Origin of the sequence: Kytococcus schroeteri, assembly GCF_042433515.1 — a bacterium.
GTDB lineage: Bacteria > Actinomycetota > Actinomycetes > Actinomycetales > Dermatophilaceae > Kytococcus > Kytococcus schroeteri.
The window spans coordinates 15,624-30,340 of the sequence record NZ_JBHLVH010000013.1 but is presented as its reverse complement, the minus strand read 5'-3'; the positions used below and the strand labels follow the sequence as shown (position 1 = coordinate 30,340).

Here is a 14,717-nt window from a genome sequence, read left to right as displayed (position 1 = left end):
CCGCCCCGGGCACGCAGGAGGGCCCGCTCCACGGGGCGGGCCCTCCTGCGTGCGTGTCCGGCGCCTCGGCTCAGGCCCGGCGGGAGGACGCCTCCGCGGCCTCGATGGCGCGCTTGACCGCCTTGTTCACCGCGCGCTCGGCCGCGCCGTCGCCCCCCATACCCGAGGGGCGCACGGACTCGCGCCACGAGATGCGGCACCCCCGCGGGTGCGGGGTCATCGTCACGTCGCACCAGCCGGCCACCCGGGAACCCACCCGGCGCAGCGAGAACGCGGCGGGGCCCCCGGCCGGCGGCGTCCAGCGCGTCACCTTGAACTCGTCCCGGGCCGAGCCCAGCCCCACGGGCGTGCGCGCCTCGAACGCCCAGCCGATCCCCACCGGGCCCGGCGCGGTGGTGGTCACCTTGTAGGGGCTGTAGGCGCTGCGGGGCGCGAACTCGGTGAGCAGCGGCCAGACCGCCTCCACCGGCGCGCTCGCGAAGCGCTCCACCTCAAACGACTTCACGGGTGTTCCTCTCTGCTCCAGGCCCCACCCGGTGTGCGACGAGGGTGGAGGCAGGGACACCTTGCCACGGTGTGGGCCGCTTCACGCGGTCGGGGGCGTGCGGCGCGCCGCCTCGAGCGCCCGGTCGCGCGCCTCCAGCTCCTCGGCCATGCGGCGCAGGGCGTCATCGACCTCGGCCATGCGGTAGCCCCGCAGGGCCACCGGCAGCCGCAGGCCCTCCACGTCCTGGGCGTGCAGCGGGCCGTCCGGCAGGTGCACGGCGGCGTCGGCCGGCAGCTCCGGGGAGAGGGCCCCCTCCCCCGCGGGCAGGCGCCCGACGGCCAGCGCGGCCACCCAGGCCACGACGCAGACGAGCAGGACGATGACGACGACCTCCATGGCGCAGATCATGGCACGCCGCGGGCGCCGCCGGCCTCACTCCGCGGGACGTCCCCGGCGGGCGGCCCCGGGGTGCTGCACCACGTGGCGGACCGCGTCGGCCGGGTCGTCGGTGAGGTACAGCAGGTCGGTGTCCTGCGGGGAGACCATGCCGCGCTCCACGAGGACGTCGCGGATCCAGTCCAGCAGCGGCTGCCAGAAGTCCACCCCGATGAGCACGATCGGGAAGTGGGTCACCTTGCCGGTCTGCACCAGGGTGAGCGCCTCGAAGAGCTCGTCGAGCGTGCCGAAGCCGCCCGGCAGCACGATGAAGCCGCTGGCGTACTTGACGAACATCGTCTTGCGCACGAAGAAGTAGCGGAAGTTCACGCCCAGGTCGACGTACTCGTTGAGCCCGGTCTCGAAGGGCAGCTCGATGCCCAGGCCCACGCTGTCACCCTCGGCCTCGGCCGCGCCCCGGTTGGCGGCCTCCATGGTGCCCGGCCCGCCCCCGGTGATGACGGCGAACCCGGCCTCCACGAGCAGGCGCCCCACCTCCAGCCCGAAGGCGTAGGCCGGCGAGTCGGGTGTGGCCCGCGCGGAGCCGAAGACGCTCACGGCCGGGCCGAGCTCGGCCAGCGCCCCGAAGCCCTCCACGAACTCGGCCTGGATGCGCATGACGCGCCACGGGTCGGTGTGCACGAAGGCCCCCAGGCCGTCGTTGCGCAGCAGGCGCTCGTCAGTGGTCTCCGACGGCACGCGCCGGCCCCGCAGGCGTACCGGACCCTTGTAGTAGCTGGACTTCCGCGATGTGGTCACCGGGCCACCGTAACCATCGGCACCGACGACCTCCCGACGACCTGCCACCGCCCCGGGACGCAGCACGCCCCCGGCCGCGCGGCCGGGGGCGTGCTCGTGGTGCGCGGTGCGTCGCGCGTCAGGCGGTCGGGTAGTCGCGCTGCGCGGACCCGGTGTAGATCTGGCGCGGACGGCCGATCTTGGTGTGCGGGTCGTTGATCATCTCGCGGTACTGGGCGATCCAGCCCGGCAGGCGCCCGATGGCGAAGAGCACCGTGAACATGTCGGTCGGGAAGCCCATGGCCTGGTAGATGAGGCCGGTGTAGAAGTCCACGTTCGGGTACAGCTTGCGCTGCACGAAGTACTCGTCCTCGAGAGCGACCTTCTCCAGCTGCATGGCGATCTCGAGCTGCTCGTCGCCGGCTCCCAGGTGCTCCAGCACCTCGTCGGCGGTCTTCTTGACGATGGCCGCGCGCGGGTCGTAGTTCTTGTAGACACGGTGGCCGAAGCCCATGAGCTTGACCCCGTCCTCCTTGTTCTTGACCTTGCGGACGAACTCGTCCACGCCGCCCTCGGACTTCTGGATGCCCTCGAGCATCTCCAGCACGGCCTGGTTGGCGCCACCGTGCAGCGGGCCCCACAGGGCCTGCACGCCGGCGGAGACCGAGCCGTAGAGGTTGGTGTTGGCCGAGCCCACCAGGCGCACCGTGGAGGTGGAGCAGTTCTGCTCGTGGTCGGCGTGCAGCACGAAGAGCATGTCCAGCGCACGGACCATGCGCTCGTCGAGCTCGTAGTTGCCGTCGGCGTCCGCGAAGGTCATGCGGAGGAAGTTCTCCACCACCGTCAGGTCGGTGTCGGCCTGCATCGGGCCGAGGCCCTGACGGTTGCGGTAGGCGTTGGCGGCCAGCACCGGCACCTGGCCCATGAGGCGGCGGGCGGCGTTCTCCAGCTGCTCGGGGTCGAAGGGGTCCAGGTTCTCGGTGTCGTAGGTGCACAGCGCCGAGATGGCCGAGGAGAGCACCGGCATCGGGTGGGCGTCGGTGGGGAAGGAGTGGAAGAAGTCCTTCATGCCCTCGGGCATGACCGCCTTGGCGCGCACGTCGCGGCGGAAGGTGTCCAGCTCCTCGGCGGACGGCAGCTCGCCGTCCATGAGCAGCTTGGCGACCTCCATGAACTCGGACTTCTCGGCCAGCTGCTCGATGGGGTACCCGCGGTAGCGCAGGATGCCCTCGTCGCCGTCGATGAAGGTGATGGCCGACGAGCAGGAGGCGGTGTTCACGAAGCCCACGTCGAGCGTGACGTTGCCGGTCTCCTTGCGCAGGGCGGAGATGTCGTAGCCGTTGTCGCCCTCGACGGACTCGACGAAGGGGAACTCCAGGGTCGTGCCCTCGTGGGTGAAGGTGGCGGGTGCCTTGTCGGCGGTCATGGTCTTCCTCTCGGCGGGCCGGCCTGTGGCCAGCAGTCAGAACGGGGGGCACCGCGCAGCGGCGCCCGTCGCGTCAGGTCAGTGGTCGCCCTGGGGCGGCAGGGCGGAGACCACCGGGTGGTCCTTGGGGATCACGCCCATCTTGGCAGCGCCTCCGGGGGCACCGAGGTCGTCGAAGAACTCGACGTTCGCCTTGTAGTAGTCGGCCCACTCGTCGGGCAGGTCGTCCTCGTAGTAGATGGCCTCCACAGGGCAGACCGGCTCGCACGCACCACAGTCCACGCACTCGTCGGGGTGGATGTAGAGCGACCGCTCCCCCTCGTAGATGCAGTCGACGGGGCACTCGTCGATGCAGGCCTTGTCCTTGACGTCGACACACGGCAGGGCGATGACGTAGGTCACGCTTTCTTCCTCCTGGCAGCTCGGCACGGCGGGCACGCAGGCCACCTCCGGCCCTTCATCCTAAGTGCACTCGCACCGGCCCACCGCCCACGGGGGCCCACGCCACTCAGCCGGCGGACGGCGAGGGCCCTGCCCCCGGCTCCCCGGAGGGCGAGGACGACGGGCTCGGCGACGCCCCACCCTCGGGGCGCCCGTCCTGCTCTGCGGCCTCCTGTTCGGCCTGCTGGTCGGCCCGTGCCTCGCGCTCGGCCCGGTCCCGGGCGTCCTGCGCCTTGTCGGCCTTCCGCTCCGAGAAGGGGCGGTAGTCCCACGAGGGCGGCACGGTGGACCCGGAGAACTCGGGCGAGGCCGGGTTGGTGCACCACACCTCGTCACTGGGCTCGTAGTGCGTGTCCACCGTCTCGGTGCGCGCCGGGCCGTCGAAGCCCTGCACCGGCTCCAGGCGGCGCTCCACGGTGACGTCGAAGCCCTTCACCCCGTGCTGGCTGATGCAGGTGGAGCTGTTGCTCCAGTACTTCCGGGGCTCCACCACGTGCTGGCGCTCCCGGGTGGTCGACTCCACGTCGTACTGCCTCACGCCGTACAGGGTGAGGGTCAGGTCCTGCCCCTCCACCCGGGTCCGCAGCAGCACCGGGGCCGGGGTGTCGTTGGTCCACCGGTTGTCGATGGAGGGGTACCACAGGGTGGCCTCGCGCCCCTCGGGGTAGCGGGCGATGTAGTAGCTGTGGGGCTTGTGCTCGTCCAACTGCACCCCGGCCTCGAAGGCCACGTTGTAGACGGCGGTGGAGACCTGCGAGAGCCCGCCGCCGACGGCGTTGGAGAGCGTCCCGTCGCTGATGACGTGCGCCTCGCGGTAGCCCTTCTCCTCGGTGGGCTCCCCCATCACCCGCACCAGGCTGAACTGGTCGCCGGCCGCCACGACGGTGCCGTCCAGCTGCCGGGCCAGCGTGCGGATGTTGTGGGTCCGGGCCGCGTTCTCCTGCCCGCCGGGCAACCGGGTGGTGAAGGTGCCCATGCGGTCGGTCCGCCAGCCCTGGCCGTCCTTGGCCGGCTGCACCACGTGCACGCCGACCGGGGCACGGCGCTCCTGGGCCCGCACGGCGTCGCGGACCGCCTTCTCCACGTCGCCCACGGAGACCTGGCGCCCGGCGCGCCCCGGCTCCACCCGGGCACCCTCCCCCGCGGTCACCAGCCGGGCGTCGCGGGCCGGCCGGTCGGCCAGCGGGTGGCCCGCGTCGAGTTCCTCCACCCAGCGCGAGGCGTCGACCTCCAGGGAGGGGCGTCCGCCCTCCCCGCCGACGGACAGCATCGAGGCGAGGACCTCGCGCGAGAGCACGACCGGCTGCTCGTGGGGCGGGGCGTCCTCCTGCGGGGCGTCGCCCGAGGGCGAGGCCGTCGGGTCGGGCGACGGCTCGGCCGCGTCCGGGGTGGCCACGAGGGTCACCGGGCCGGACAGGGCCGGGCCGAGCACGCGGTCGGCGAACTCCCGCACCTGCCGCGTGGTCACGGCAGGCCGCTGCTCCCGGATCCGCGCGTCCACCCGGCGCGTGGCGGGCCAGGCGTCACCCACCGCCTCGGCGGTCCCGCGCACGTCGAGCCCCCGGCCGGTGCGCGCCTCGGTCACCACGGTCTCGGTGCCCTCCAGGCGCACCGAGGCGTCCCGGGCCGGGGTGCCCACCTCCTGGGAGAGCCGCCCCAGCCGCTCCCGCAGGCGGGACTCGTCCACCGTGACCACCCAGTCGCGGTGCACCTCGCCGGTGGCGCGCACCCACAGGTCGCGCGGGTCCCAGGTGCGTCCCGTGGTGCCCTCGAGGCTGGCGTCCACGTCGTGGCCCAGGCCCAGCTCGGAGGCGGCGATGCGGTGCGGGCGACCGTCGACGACCACTGTCATCGGCTCCCGGTCCAGGCGGTCGGCCTCCTCCTGCAGGGTCCGGTGGGCACGCTCGTGCGACAGGCGGCTCACGTCCGTGCCGCCGACGACGAGCTGGCGCGGCGTGGTGCGCCCCACCACCAGCACGAGCGCGAGGTAGACCACGGCGAGCAGGCCGACCAGCAGGAAGACGGTGGAGGCCACGCCCTGCCAGCGGGTTCCCTGCCCGCGCGGCGCGGGCGCCGTCACCGGGTGCCCCGCATGCGGCCGCGGTGGAAGAGCAGCGGGTCGGTGTCGTCGACCCCGTCCGCGCGCCCGTCGCCCACACCCTCCACGAGGCCGACGAAGAGCGTGTGGTCACCCAGCACGACGTGGTGCACCACGCGGCACTCGGCCGTGGCGAGTGCCTCGGTGAGCAGGGGCAGTCCGGTCATCGGACCAGAGTAGGTCGGCACCCGGTCGAGCTGGCCCACCACCGGGCGGCCGGGCGTGGACAGCCACTCCCCGTGGCGGCGGGCGGAGGCCGGCAGCACGTTCACGGCGAACACCCCCGAGGCGTGCACGGCCTCGCCGAAGCGCGCCGCGTTGTCCACGAGGATCCCCAGCAGCACCGGGTGCAGGGAGACCGGCACCACGGCGTTGGCGGTCATGGCGTGCACCCCGGACCCCCAGCGGGTGGTGAGGACCGTCACCCCGGTGGGCAGCGCGGACATCGCGGCCCGGAAGGCGTCCCGGTCGGCCATGGGGCCGGCCAGCGGGGCCCGCAGGTCGCTGTCGCCGGTCACGACCCGCCCCGATGCCGGGTCGAGCCGCGAGTAGCCCTCGGCCGGGGCCGCCCGATGTGCCACGAGGTTGGTCATGGCCCACCACCCGTCGTGCTCGGTCACCTGGGTGGCGTGGGCACGGCGGGCGGCGGAGACGGCCGCCAGGCTCGAGGGGGTGCCGTGCACCTCGTGCGTGACGTCCTCGTCGGGGCGCACCCCACTGGCCCAGGCGTCGACCTCGCGGGGGTGCTCGGGGTCCGGTCCCTCCGGGCGGGGCACGACGACGCCCTCGGTGGGCCGGCCCCGGAAGGAGCCGGTGGGCTCCACGGGGTCCACGTGGTCGGCCACCCAGCGGCGCCCCTCGGCCTCCCAGGACCGTGGGGTCACGGCGGCGTACAGCTCGGGACGGGTCTCGGCCGGCAGGGAGCGCACGGCGGCCACGGTGGCGCGGTGCACGGCCACGTGGTCGGGGTGGCCGTAGCCCCCGGTCTCGTCGTAGGTGAGCACGATGCGGGCGCCGGTGCGCTCGACCTCCTCGCGGACCAGCGCCGCCAGCGCGGACCGGTCGGCGTTCACCAGGGCCCGCGGGTGGGCGGCCTCGGGGCTGCCGGCCATGCCCGAGTCGCGGAAGAGCGCCGCCGCCGGGTCGGGCCGACCCGGCTCCTCGCCCAGCACCCGCACCTGCACGCCCAGTGCCTCCGCCGCCGCCGCCAGCTCACCGCGGCGGTGCGGCGCGAGCGCCTCGGTGCCCTCCAGGTGCTGGAGTCCCGGCACCATCACCTCGCCGTGGTCCCCCAGGGTGCAGGTGAGCACGTGCACCGGGTGGCCCCGCTCGGCCAGGGTGGCCAGGGCCACACCGGTGGCGAGGGTCTCGTCGTCGGGGTGTGCGTGGACCGCCAGGACCGGGAGATCGGCGGGCGTCGGGTGCTGCATGGGGCAACCGTAGGCGTCCCGGGCACGGCCGTTCACCTCACGGTCATGTGCTGCGGCTATGTTGCACCCATGCAGATGGAACTGCGCGAGTACATCGACCGCCTCTCCGCGGAGGGCTACACCGTCCGGGACGACCAGGGGTCGGACCCCGACCTCATCGATCCGGGCGGCAAGGCGGTCGAGACCTGGCGGGAGAACTACCCGTACGACGAGCGCATGACGCGCGAGGACTACGACGTCGAGAAGTACCTGCTGCAGGTCGAGCTCATCAAGTTCCAGAACTGGACGCAGAAGTCCGGCTCGCGCCACATCCTCGTGTTCGAGGGCCGCGACGCCGCCGGCAAGGGCGGCACCATCAAGCGCTTCATGGAGCACCTCAACCCACGCTTCGCCCGCGTGGTGGCGCTCAACAAGCCCAGCGAGCGCGAGCGCGGCGAGTGGTACTTCCAGCGCTACGTCAACCACTTCCCCACCGCCGGCGAGATCGTCTTCTTCGACCGCTCCTGGTACAACCGCGCCGGCGTGGAGCGTGTCATGAACTTCACCAACGGCCCCGACTACGAGCAGTTCATGCAGCAGGCGCCGCAGCTGGAGAAGATGATCACCGACGCCGGCACCACCCTCACCAAGTTCTGGTTCTCGGTCACCGCGCACGAGCAGCGCACCCGCTTCGCCATCCGCCAGATCGACCCGGTGCGCCGCTGGAAGCTCTCCCCCATGGACCTCGCCTCCCTGGACAAGTGGGACTCCTACACCGCGGCCAAGGAGGACATGTTCGCCCGCACCGACACCGACTGGGCGCCGTGGATCACCATCAAGTCCAACGACAAGAAGCGCGGGCGCATCAACGCCATGCGCTACTTCCTCAGCCAGTTCGAGTACGAGGGCAAGGACCACGACATCGTCGGCGAGCCCGACCCGCAGATCGTGCGCCGCGCCAAGGACACCATCGGCGACTGACCGCGCGGGCCGGCCCCGGTCGACACGCCGCGGAGGTGCCGGACACCGGGGCCAACGGCTAGGGTCGCGAGGTCCCCACCCCCGCCCGGAAGGACCCATGTCCCCCTCCGCAGGACCGTCCACGCCCACCCGAGCCGTCCGGGGCCCCCACCCCGACGGCGCCCCCGGACGCTGGACCGGCGCCGACACGGCGTGGGTGATCAGTCTCTTCGGCACGGCGGTGGGGGCCGGCATCCTCTTCCTACCGCTCAACGCCGGCTCCACCTCGCTGGCCCCGCTGGTGGTGGGCACCCTGCTCATCGGGCCGATGACCTACTTCGCGCACCGGGCCCTCTCACGCCTCATCTGCGCCGCCCCGGAGAAGGGCAAGGACATCACCGAGCTCGCCCGCGGCTACTTCGGCGAGGTGCCGGGCACCCTGGTGACGGTGCTGTACTGGCTGTGCTTCTACCCCATCGTGCTCATCTACGCGGTGGCGCTCACCAACACCGTGGACGACTTCATGGTCCACCAGCTGGGCTTGGCCTCCCCGCCGCGGTGGCTGCTCTCGCTGGTGCTGGTGGGCCTGATGATGGCGGCGGTCCTCACCAGCCAGAAGCTGGTGATGGCCGTCACCCAGGCCCTGGTGTACCCGCTCATCGCCCTGCTGGCGGTCTCCACGCTGCTGCTCGTGCCGCACTGGCGCCCCGGGGCCTTCCAGTGGATGCCCGAGGGCGACTTCGGCACCACGCTGTGGATGCTGGTGCCCACGCTGGTGTTCGCGTTCAACCACTCGGCGGCCATCTCGCAGTTCTCGCTGAGCATGCAGACCGAGCAGGGTGACCGCGCCGCCGCCAAGGCCTCCCAGATCCTGCGACGCACCGCCACGCTGCTCACCGTGTTCACCATGGCCTTCGTCTGGTCCAGCGTGCTCGCCCTGGGGCCCGACGGCCTGGAGCGCGCGGAGGGCTCCAACCTCTCGGTGCTGTCCTACCTGGCCAAGGAGATGGACAACGCGTTCTTCCTGTGGGCCGGCCCGATCATCGCCGTGGCGGCCATCGCGTCCTCCTTCTTCGGCCACTACCTCGGTGCCGCGGAGGGCGGGCGCGGCCTCGTGCGCGCCCTGGTGGACCGGCGCGAGCGGATCGGCGACCGGACGCTGGACCTGGGCATCGCGGGGGTCTACGGCCTCACCGCGTGGCTGGCGGCCGTGCTCAACCCGACCATCCTGGACATCATCGAGGCGCTCTCGGGCCCGGTCATGGCGGCCTACCTGTACCTCATGCCGATCGTGGCCATTCACACGGTGCCGGCGCTGAAGCCCTTCCGCCACCGCGTGGCAGCGCACTCGTTCGTGGTGGTGATGGGCCTGGTGGCCGTGAGCGCCGCCGCCTACGCCGTGCCGAAGGCCCTCCAGCCGTACCTCTAGGACCTGCCCTCGCCGGCGCCACCCCCGGCCCCCGGAGGGTGACGGGTCACAACTCGGTTGCGATCGGTGGACGGGCCGGGCGGCGGCGGGCGCCCCGTGCCGGCCCGCGGTTACATTCCGCGCCATGACCTCTGACTCCCCCTCGCGCAGCCGCTGGTTCGGACTGCTGCCCCGCATCGTCCTGGCGATCGTGCTGGGCATCCTCGTCGGCCGGATCGCCCCCGAGGCACTCACCCGCACGGTGGCCACCTTCAACGGCCTGTTCAGCAACTTCCTCGGCTTCGTGATCCCGCTGATCATCCTGGGCCTCATCGCCCCGGCCATCGGCGAGCTCGGCCGCGGCGCCGGCAAGTGGCTGGCCCTCACCGCCGCCCTGGCCTATGGCTCCACCCTGTTCGCCGGTTTCCTCGGCTACGCCGTGAGCTCGGCCGTGCTGCCGGACCTGCTGCGCGGCCGCTCGACCCCCCAGCTGGGCAACCCGGAGGACGCGCTGCTGGCACCGTGGTTCGAGATCGAGATGGACCCGGCCTTCGGCGTCATGACCGCCCTGCTGCTGGCCTTCACCGTCGGCGTCGGCATGACCATGATCAAGGGCGACACCCTGCAGCGCGGCTTCGAGGAGTTCCGCGAGATCGTCAACAAGGTCATCAGCGGCATCATCATCCCGCTGCTGCCGGTCTACATCTTCGGCGTCTTCCTGAACATGACCGCCGCGGGCGAGGTGTGGAACGTCATCACCACCTTCTCCGGCGTGATCCTCCTGGTCTTCGCGCTCACCGTGGCGCTGCTGCTCATGCAGTTCGGCGTGGCCGGCGCCGTGTCGGGGCGCAACCCGCTGGTGCTGCTCAAGAACATGCTCCCGGCCTACGCCACCGCCCTGGGCACCTCCTCGTCGGCGGCCACCATCCCGGTGACCCTGCGCCAGAGCCTGAAGAACGGCGTCTCCGAGCCGGTGGCCTCCTTCGTGGTGCCACTGTGCGCCACCATCCACCTGGCCGGCTCCACGGTGAAGCTCACCTGCTTCTCCATGGCCGTGATGATGCTCTCGGGCATGGAGGTGCACCCCGGCACGATGGTCGGCTTCATCCTGCTGCTGGGCATCATGATGATCGCCGCCCCCGGTGTGCCCGGTGGTGCGGTCATGGCCGCCGTGGCGCTCATGGAGAGCAACCTCGGCTTCAACGAGGCCCAGGTGGGCCTGATGATCGCCACCTACATCGCCATCGACTCCTTCGGCACGGCCACCAACGTCACCGGCGACGGCGCCATCGCGCAGGTCGTGGACCGTCTGGCCCGCAACCGCGGCTTCGGTCGCCACGGCCAGGAGGAGACCGCGCGCGACGAGGCGACCACCGGCGTCAGCCCCGCTGCGGGTGTGGCCGCCACCCGCACGGCCTGACGCACCACATGCCGGAGGCCGGCACCCCCTAGGGGGTGCCGGCCTCCGGCATGCGCGGGCCTGCTCAGGCGTTCTTCGCGCGGCGCGCCTCGCGGCCGCGGGCCACCTGGTCGAGCACCACCTTGCGGATGCGCACGGCCTCCGGCGTGACCTCCACGCACTCGTCCTCGCGGCAGAACTCCAGCGACTGCTCCAGGCTCATCGCGCGCGGCGGGGCCAGGCGCTCCAGCACCTCGGCACCGGCGGAGCGCACGTTCGTGAGCTTCTTCTCCTTGGTGATGTTCACGTCCATGTCATCGGCGCGCGAGTTCTCGCCGACGATCATGCCCTCGTACACCTCGGTGGTGGGGTGGATGAAGAGGGTGCCGCGCTCCTGCAGGTTGAACATGGCGTAGGAGGTGGCGTTGCCGGCCCGGTCGGCCACCAGCGAGCCCGCGATGCGCGTGCGGATCTCGCCGAACCACGGCTCGTAGCCGTCGAAGATGTGGTGGGCGATGCCGGTGCCGCGCGTCTCGGTGAGGAACTCGGTGCGGAAGCCGATGAGGCCGCGGCTCGGCACGCGGAACTCCATGCGCACCCAGCCGGTGCCGTGGTTGCTCATCTCCTCCATGCGGCCCTTGCGGTTGGCCATCACCTGGGTGATCGTGCCGAGGAACTCCTCCGGGGCGTCGATGGTCAGGGCCTCGACCGGCTCGTGCACCTTGCCGTCGATCTCCTTGGTGACCACCTGCGGCTTGCCGACCGTGAGCTCGTAACCCTCGCGACGCATCTGCTCCACGAGGATGGCCAGCGCCAGCTCGCCGCGGCCCTGCACCTCCCACGCGTCGGGACGGTCGGTCGGCAGGATGCGCAGCGACACGTTACCGATGAGCTCGGAGTCGAGGCGGTCCTTCACCAGGCGGGCGGTGACCTTGCTGCCCTTCACCTTGCCGGCCAGCGGCGAGGTGTTGGTGCCGATGGTCATGGAGATGGCCGGCTCGTCCACGTGGATGAGCGGCAGCGCCACCGGGTTCTCCGGATCGGCCAGGGTCTCGCCGATCATCACCTCGGCGATGCCGGCCACGGCCACGATGTCGCCCGGGCCGGCGGACTCGGCCGGCTGGCGCTCCAGCCCCTCGGTGACGAGCAGCTCGGACAGGCGCACGTTGGAGACGCTGCCGTCGCGCTTCATCCACGCCACGGTCTGGCCCTTGCGCAGGGTGCCGTTCTTGATGCGCAACAGGGCCAGGCGGCCGAGGAAGTTGGACGAGTCGAGGTTGGTGACGTGGGCCTGCAGCGGGGCCTCGTCGTCGTACACCGGGGCCGGCACGGTCTCCAGGATGGTGCGGAAGAGCGGCTCGAGGTCCTCGTTCTCCGGCAGCACCCCGTCGCCCGGGGCCTCCAGGGAGGCGCGACCGGCCTTGCCGGAGGCGTAGACGATCGGGAAGTCGATCTGCTCCTCCTCGGCACCCAGGTCCATGAAGAGCTCGTAGACCTCGTCGATGACGGCCGCGCAGCGGGCGTCCGGGCGGTCCACCTTGTTGATGACCAGGATCACCGGCATCTTGGCCTCGAGGGCCTTGCGGAGCACGAAGCGCGTCTGGGGCAGCGGGCCCTCGGAGGCGTCCACGAGGAGCACCACACCGTCCACCATCGACAGGCCGCGCTCCACCTCGCCACCGAAGTCGGCGTGGCCGGGGGTGTCGATGATGTTGATGACCACGCCGTCCTCGCCCACCCCCTCGAGGTCCTGGGCGGCCGGGCCGCGGTAGTGCACCGCGGTGTTCTTGGCGAGGATGGTGATGCCCTTCTCCCGCTCGAGGTCGCCGGAGTCCATCGCCCGCTCGTCGACCTTGGAGTGCTCGCCGAACACCCCCGACTGGTGGAGCATGGCGTCGACCAGCGTGGTCTTTCCGTGGTCGACGTGGGCAACGATGGCGACATTGCGCCGGTCAGCGCGGGAGGTCTGCGTCATAACCTCCAGTATCCCCCCGATCGCGGTCGCTCGCCCCACCCCCGGGATGTCGCGCAGGTCACGAATTGGTGTCAATCGGATTGCGACTTGCCCAAGATGTGGCCCGCTGCGCGCCCGACGCCTAGCGTCTGATCCACACACGGCCGCCCCCGCGGCCCCGGGTCGCGCAGGTCACACGCCCTGCGCGAGACACGTGAGGAGAGCCCATGAGCACCCACCGCAAGTCCGCGGCCGTCGCAGCCGCCGTCTGCGCCGCCGCACTCACCCTGTCCGGGTGTGCGGAGTCCCAGCGCGACAAGGGGGGTGAGGGCTCCGGCGGGGGTGAACAGGCCGCCGGCGGCACGCTGACCTTCGGCGCGGCCGGCGAGCCCAAGCTCTTCGACCCCTTCTACGCCACCGACGGCGAGACCTTCCGCATCACCCGCCAGGTCTTCGAGGGGCTGCTGGAGATCGAGCCCGGCACCGCCAAGGTGGGCCCGGGGCTGGCCACCAAGTGGGAGTCCAACGACGACGGCACCCAGTGGACCTTCACCCTCAAGGAGGGGGTGACGTTCCACGACGGCACCCCCTTCAACGCCGAGGCCGTGTGCAAGAACTTCGAGCGCATGTACAACCAGACCGGTGCCGGCCAGAGCCCGTCGGTCTCCGCCTACTGGCAGGACACCATGGGCGGCTTCGCCGACGGCAAGGTCGACTCCCTCTACAAGGGCTGCAAGGCCCCCGAGGACAACAAGGCCGTGGTGACCATCACCGAGCCCACGTCCAAGTTCCCCACCATGCTGACGCTCTCCTCGCTGGCCATGCAGTCCCCCACGGCCATGGACAAGTACAAGGCCAACGACGTGAAGGCCCAGGGCGAGGGCTTCGCCTACCCGGAGTACGCCACCAAGCACCCGACCGGCACCGGCCCGTTCACCTTCGCCGGCTACGACCGCGCCAACAAGACCATCAAGCTGAAGCGCAACGAGGACTACCACGGTGACAAGGCCAAGCTCGACGAGCTGATCTTCAAGGTCATCCCCGACGAGTCCACCCGCAAGCAGGAGCTCAAGGCCGGGTCCATCGACGGCTACGACCTGCCCAACCCCATCGACTGGAAGTCGCTGGAGGACGAGGGCAACCAGGTCATGAAGCGCGACCCCTTCAACATCCTCTACCTGGGCCTCAACGCCAAGGAGAACCCGAAGCTCAAGGACCCGAAGGTGCGCCGGGCCATCGCCATGGCCATCAACAAGGAGCAGCTGGTCAAGAGCCAGATGCCCGAGGGCGCCAGCGTGGCCACGCAGTTCATGCCCGACACCGTGAAGGGATACAACTCCGAGGTCGAGGCGATCCCGCACGACACCGAGGGCGCCAAGAAGCTGCTCAAGGAGGCCGGCGCCGAGGACCTGACCCTCGAGGTGTGGTGGCCGTCCGAGGTGTCCCGCCCCTACATGCCGGACCCCCAGAAGATCTTCGAGGCCATCCAGGGTGACCTCGAGGCGGCCGGCATCACCGTCAAGGCGAGCTCCAAGCCGTGGAACGGTGGCTACCTCGACGGCGTGGACACCGGCAAGGCGCAGGCCTACCTGCTGGGCTGGACCGGCGACTACGACTCCCCGGACAACTTCATCGGCACCTTCTTCGGCACCACCGACAACCGCTTCGCCACCGGCGAGTACCCGTGGGGCAAGAAGCTGGCCACCGACCTGAAGAAGGCCGACGCCATCGTGGACGACGCCGAGCGGGAGAAGCGCTACCAGGAGCTCAACGCCGAGCTGATGGACGAGCAGCACCTGCCCGCCGTGCCGCTCACCCACTCGCCGCCCGCCCTCGTGGTGAGCTCCAAGGTGCAGGGCCTCGTGGCCTCCCCGCTCACCGCCGAGCGCTTCGCCTCCGCCTCGCTCTCGGAGTGAGCCACCCGGGGGCCGTGCACCTCGGCCCCCGCCGACCGGCGCCCGG

12 protein-coding genes are annotated in these 14,717 nt (G+C 71.5%); 4 read left to right on the top strand and 8 right to left on the bottom strand.

The features are described from left to right. Positions 1-70: 70 nt before the first annotated feature. From ACFFHC_RS05905 to ACFFHC_RS05875, 7 genes are all read right to left on the bottom strand, one after another. Positions 71-505, bottom strand: a complete 435-nt coding sequence (locus tag ACFFHC_RS05905) for an SRPBCC family protein (RefSeq protein WP_379803768.1) — start codon at positions 503-505, stop codon at positions 71-73. An 81-nt stretch (positions 506-586) separates the two neighbouring features. Beyond that, entirely contained in the window at positions 587-883 is a 297-nt protein-coding gene (locus ACFFHC_RS05900; RefSeq protein ID WP_070705496.1) for a DivIVA domain-containing protein, read from the bottom strand. Between the two features lie 36 nt (positions 884-919). Continuing rightward, entirely contained in the window at positions 920-1,681 is a 762-nt protein-coding gene (locus ACFFHC_RS05895) for an LOG family protein (RefSeq protein ID WP_379803764.1), read from the bottom strand. Between the two features lie 118 nt (positions 1,682-1,799). Then, the gene (locus tag ACFFHC_RS05890) at positions 1,800-3,086 is read right to left on the bottom strand and encodes a citrate synthase (protein ID WP_070703320.1); all 1,287 of its coding nucleotides are present in this window, start codon (positions 3,084-3,086) and stop codon (positions 1,800-1,802) included. A 78-nt stretch (positions 3,087-3,164) separates the two neighbouring features. Continuing rightward, positions 3,165-3,488 carry a ferredoxin gene (gene fdxA, locus ACFFHC_RS05885; RefSeq protein ID WP_070703319.1) on the bottom strand — a complete coding sequence of 108 codons (324 nt, stop codon included), beginning with the start codon at positions 3,486-3,488 and terminating at the stop codon, positions 3,165-3,167. Between the two features lie 106 nt (positions 3,489-3,594). Then, complete coding sequence (locus tag ACFFHC_RS05880) at positions 3,595-5,607, bottom strand: VanW family protein (protein WP_379803759.1); 2,013 nt, start codon at positions 5,605-5,607, stop codon at positions 3,595-3,597. Then, entirely contained in the window at positions 5,604-7,055 is a 1,452-nt protein-coding gene (locus ACFFHC_RS05875; protein WP_101849082.1) for a flavin reductase, read from the bottom strand. Before ACFFHC_RS05875 ends, ACFFHC_RS05880 begins: the two co-directional genes overlap by 4 nt. Before the next feature lie 69 nt (positions 7,056-7,124). Between ACFFHC_RS05875 and ppk2 the strand changes: the two genes are divergently transcribed. The 3 genes from ppk2 to ACFFHC_RS05860 all read left to right on the top strand — a co-directional run bounded on the left by ppk2 (position 7,125) and on the right by ACFFHC_RS05860 (position 10,822). Further along, the gene (gene ppk2, locus ACFFHC_RS05870; protein ID WP_070703523.1) at positions 7,125-8,015 is read left to right on the top strand and encodes a polyphosphate kinase 2; all 891 of its coding nucleotides are present in this window, start codon (positions 7,125-7,127) and stop codon (positions 8,013-8,015) included. A gap of 97 nt (positions 8,016-8,112) precedes the next feature. Then, complete coding sequence (locus tag ACFFHC_RS05865; protein WP_379803754.1) at positions 8,113-9,423, top strand: SLC5/6 family protein; 1,311 nt, start codon at positions 8,113-8,115, stop codon at positions 9,421-9,423. 124 nt (positions 9,424-9,547) lie between these two features. Then, complete coding sequence (locus ACFFHC_RS05860) at positions 9,548-10,822, top strand: dicarboxylate/amino acid:cation symporter (protein WP_101849083.1); 1,275 nt, start codon at positions 9,548-9,550, stop codon at positions 10,820-10,822. A 64-nt stretch (positions 10,823-10,886) separates the two neighbouring features. Here ACFFHC_RS05860 and typA read toward each other — a convergent pair whose 3' ends face one another. Then, positions 10,887-12,776, bottom strand: coding sequence for a translational GTPase TypA (gene typA / locus ACFFHC_RS05855; RefSeq protein WP_379803750.1), 1,890 nt, complete (start codon positions 12,774-12,776; stop codon positions 10,887-10,889). A gap of 206 nt (positions 12,777-12,982) precedes the next feature. Between typA and ACFFHC_RS05850 the strand changes: the two genes are divergently transcribed. Next, complete coding sequence (locus ACFFHC_RS05850; RefSeq protein WP_070705556.1) at positions 12,983-14,671, top strand: ABC transporter substrate-binding protein; 1,689 nt, start codon at positions 12,983-12,985, stop codon at positions 14,669-14,671. The last annotated feature ends 46 nt before the right edge of the window (positions 14,672-14,717 follow it).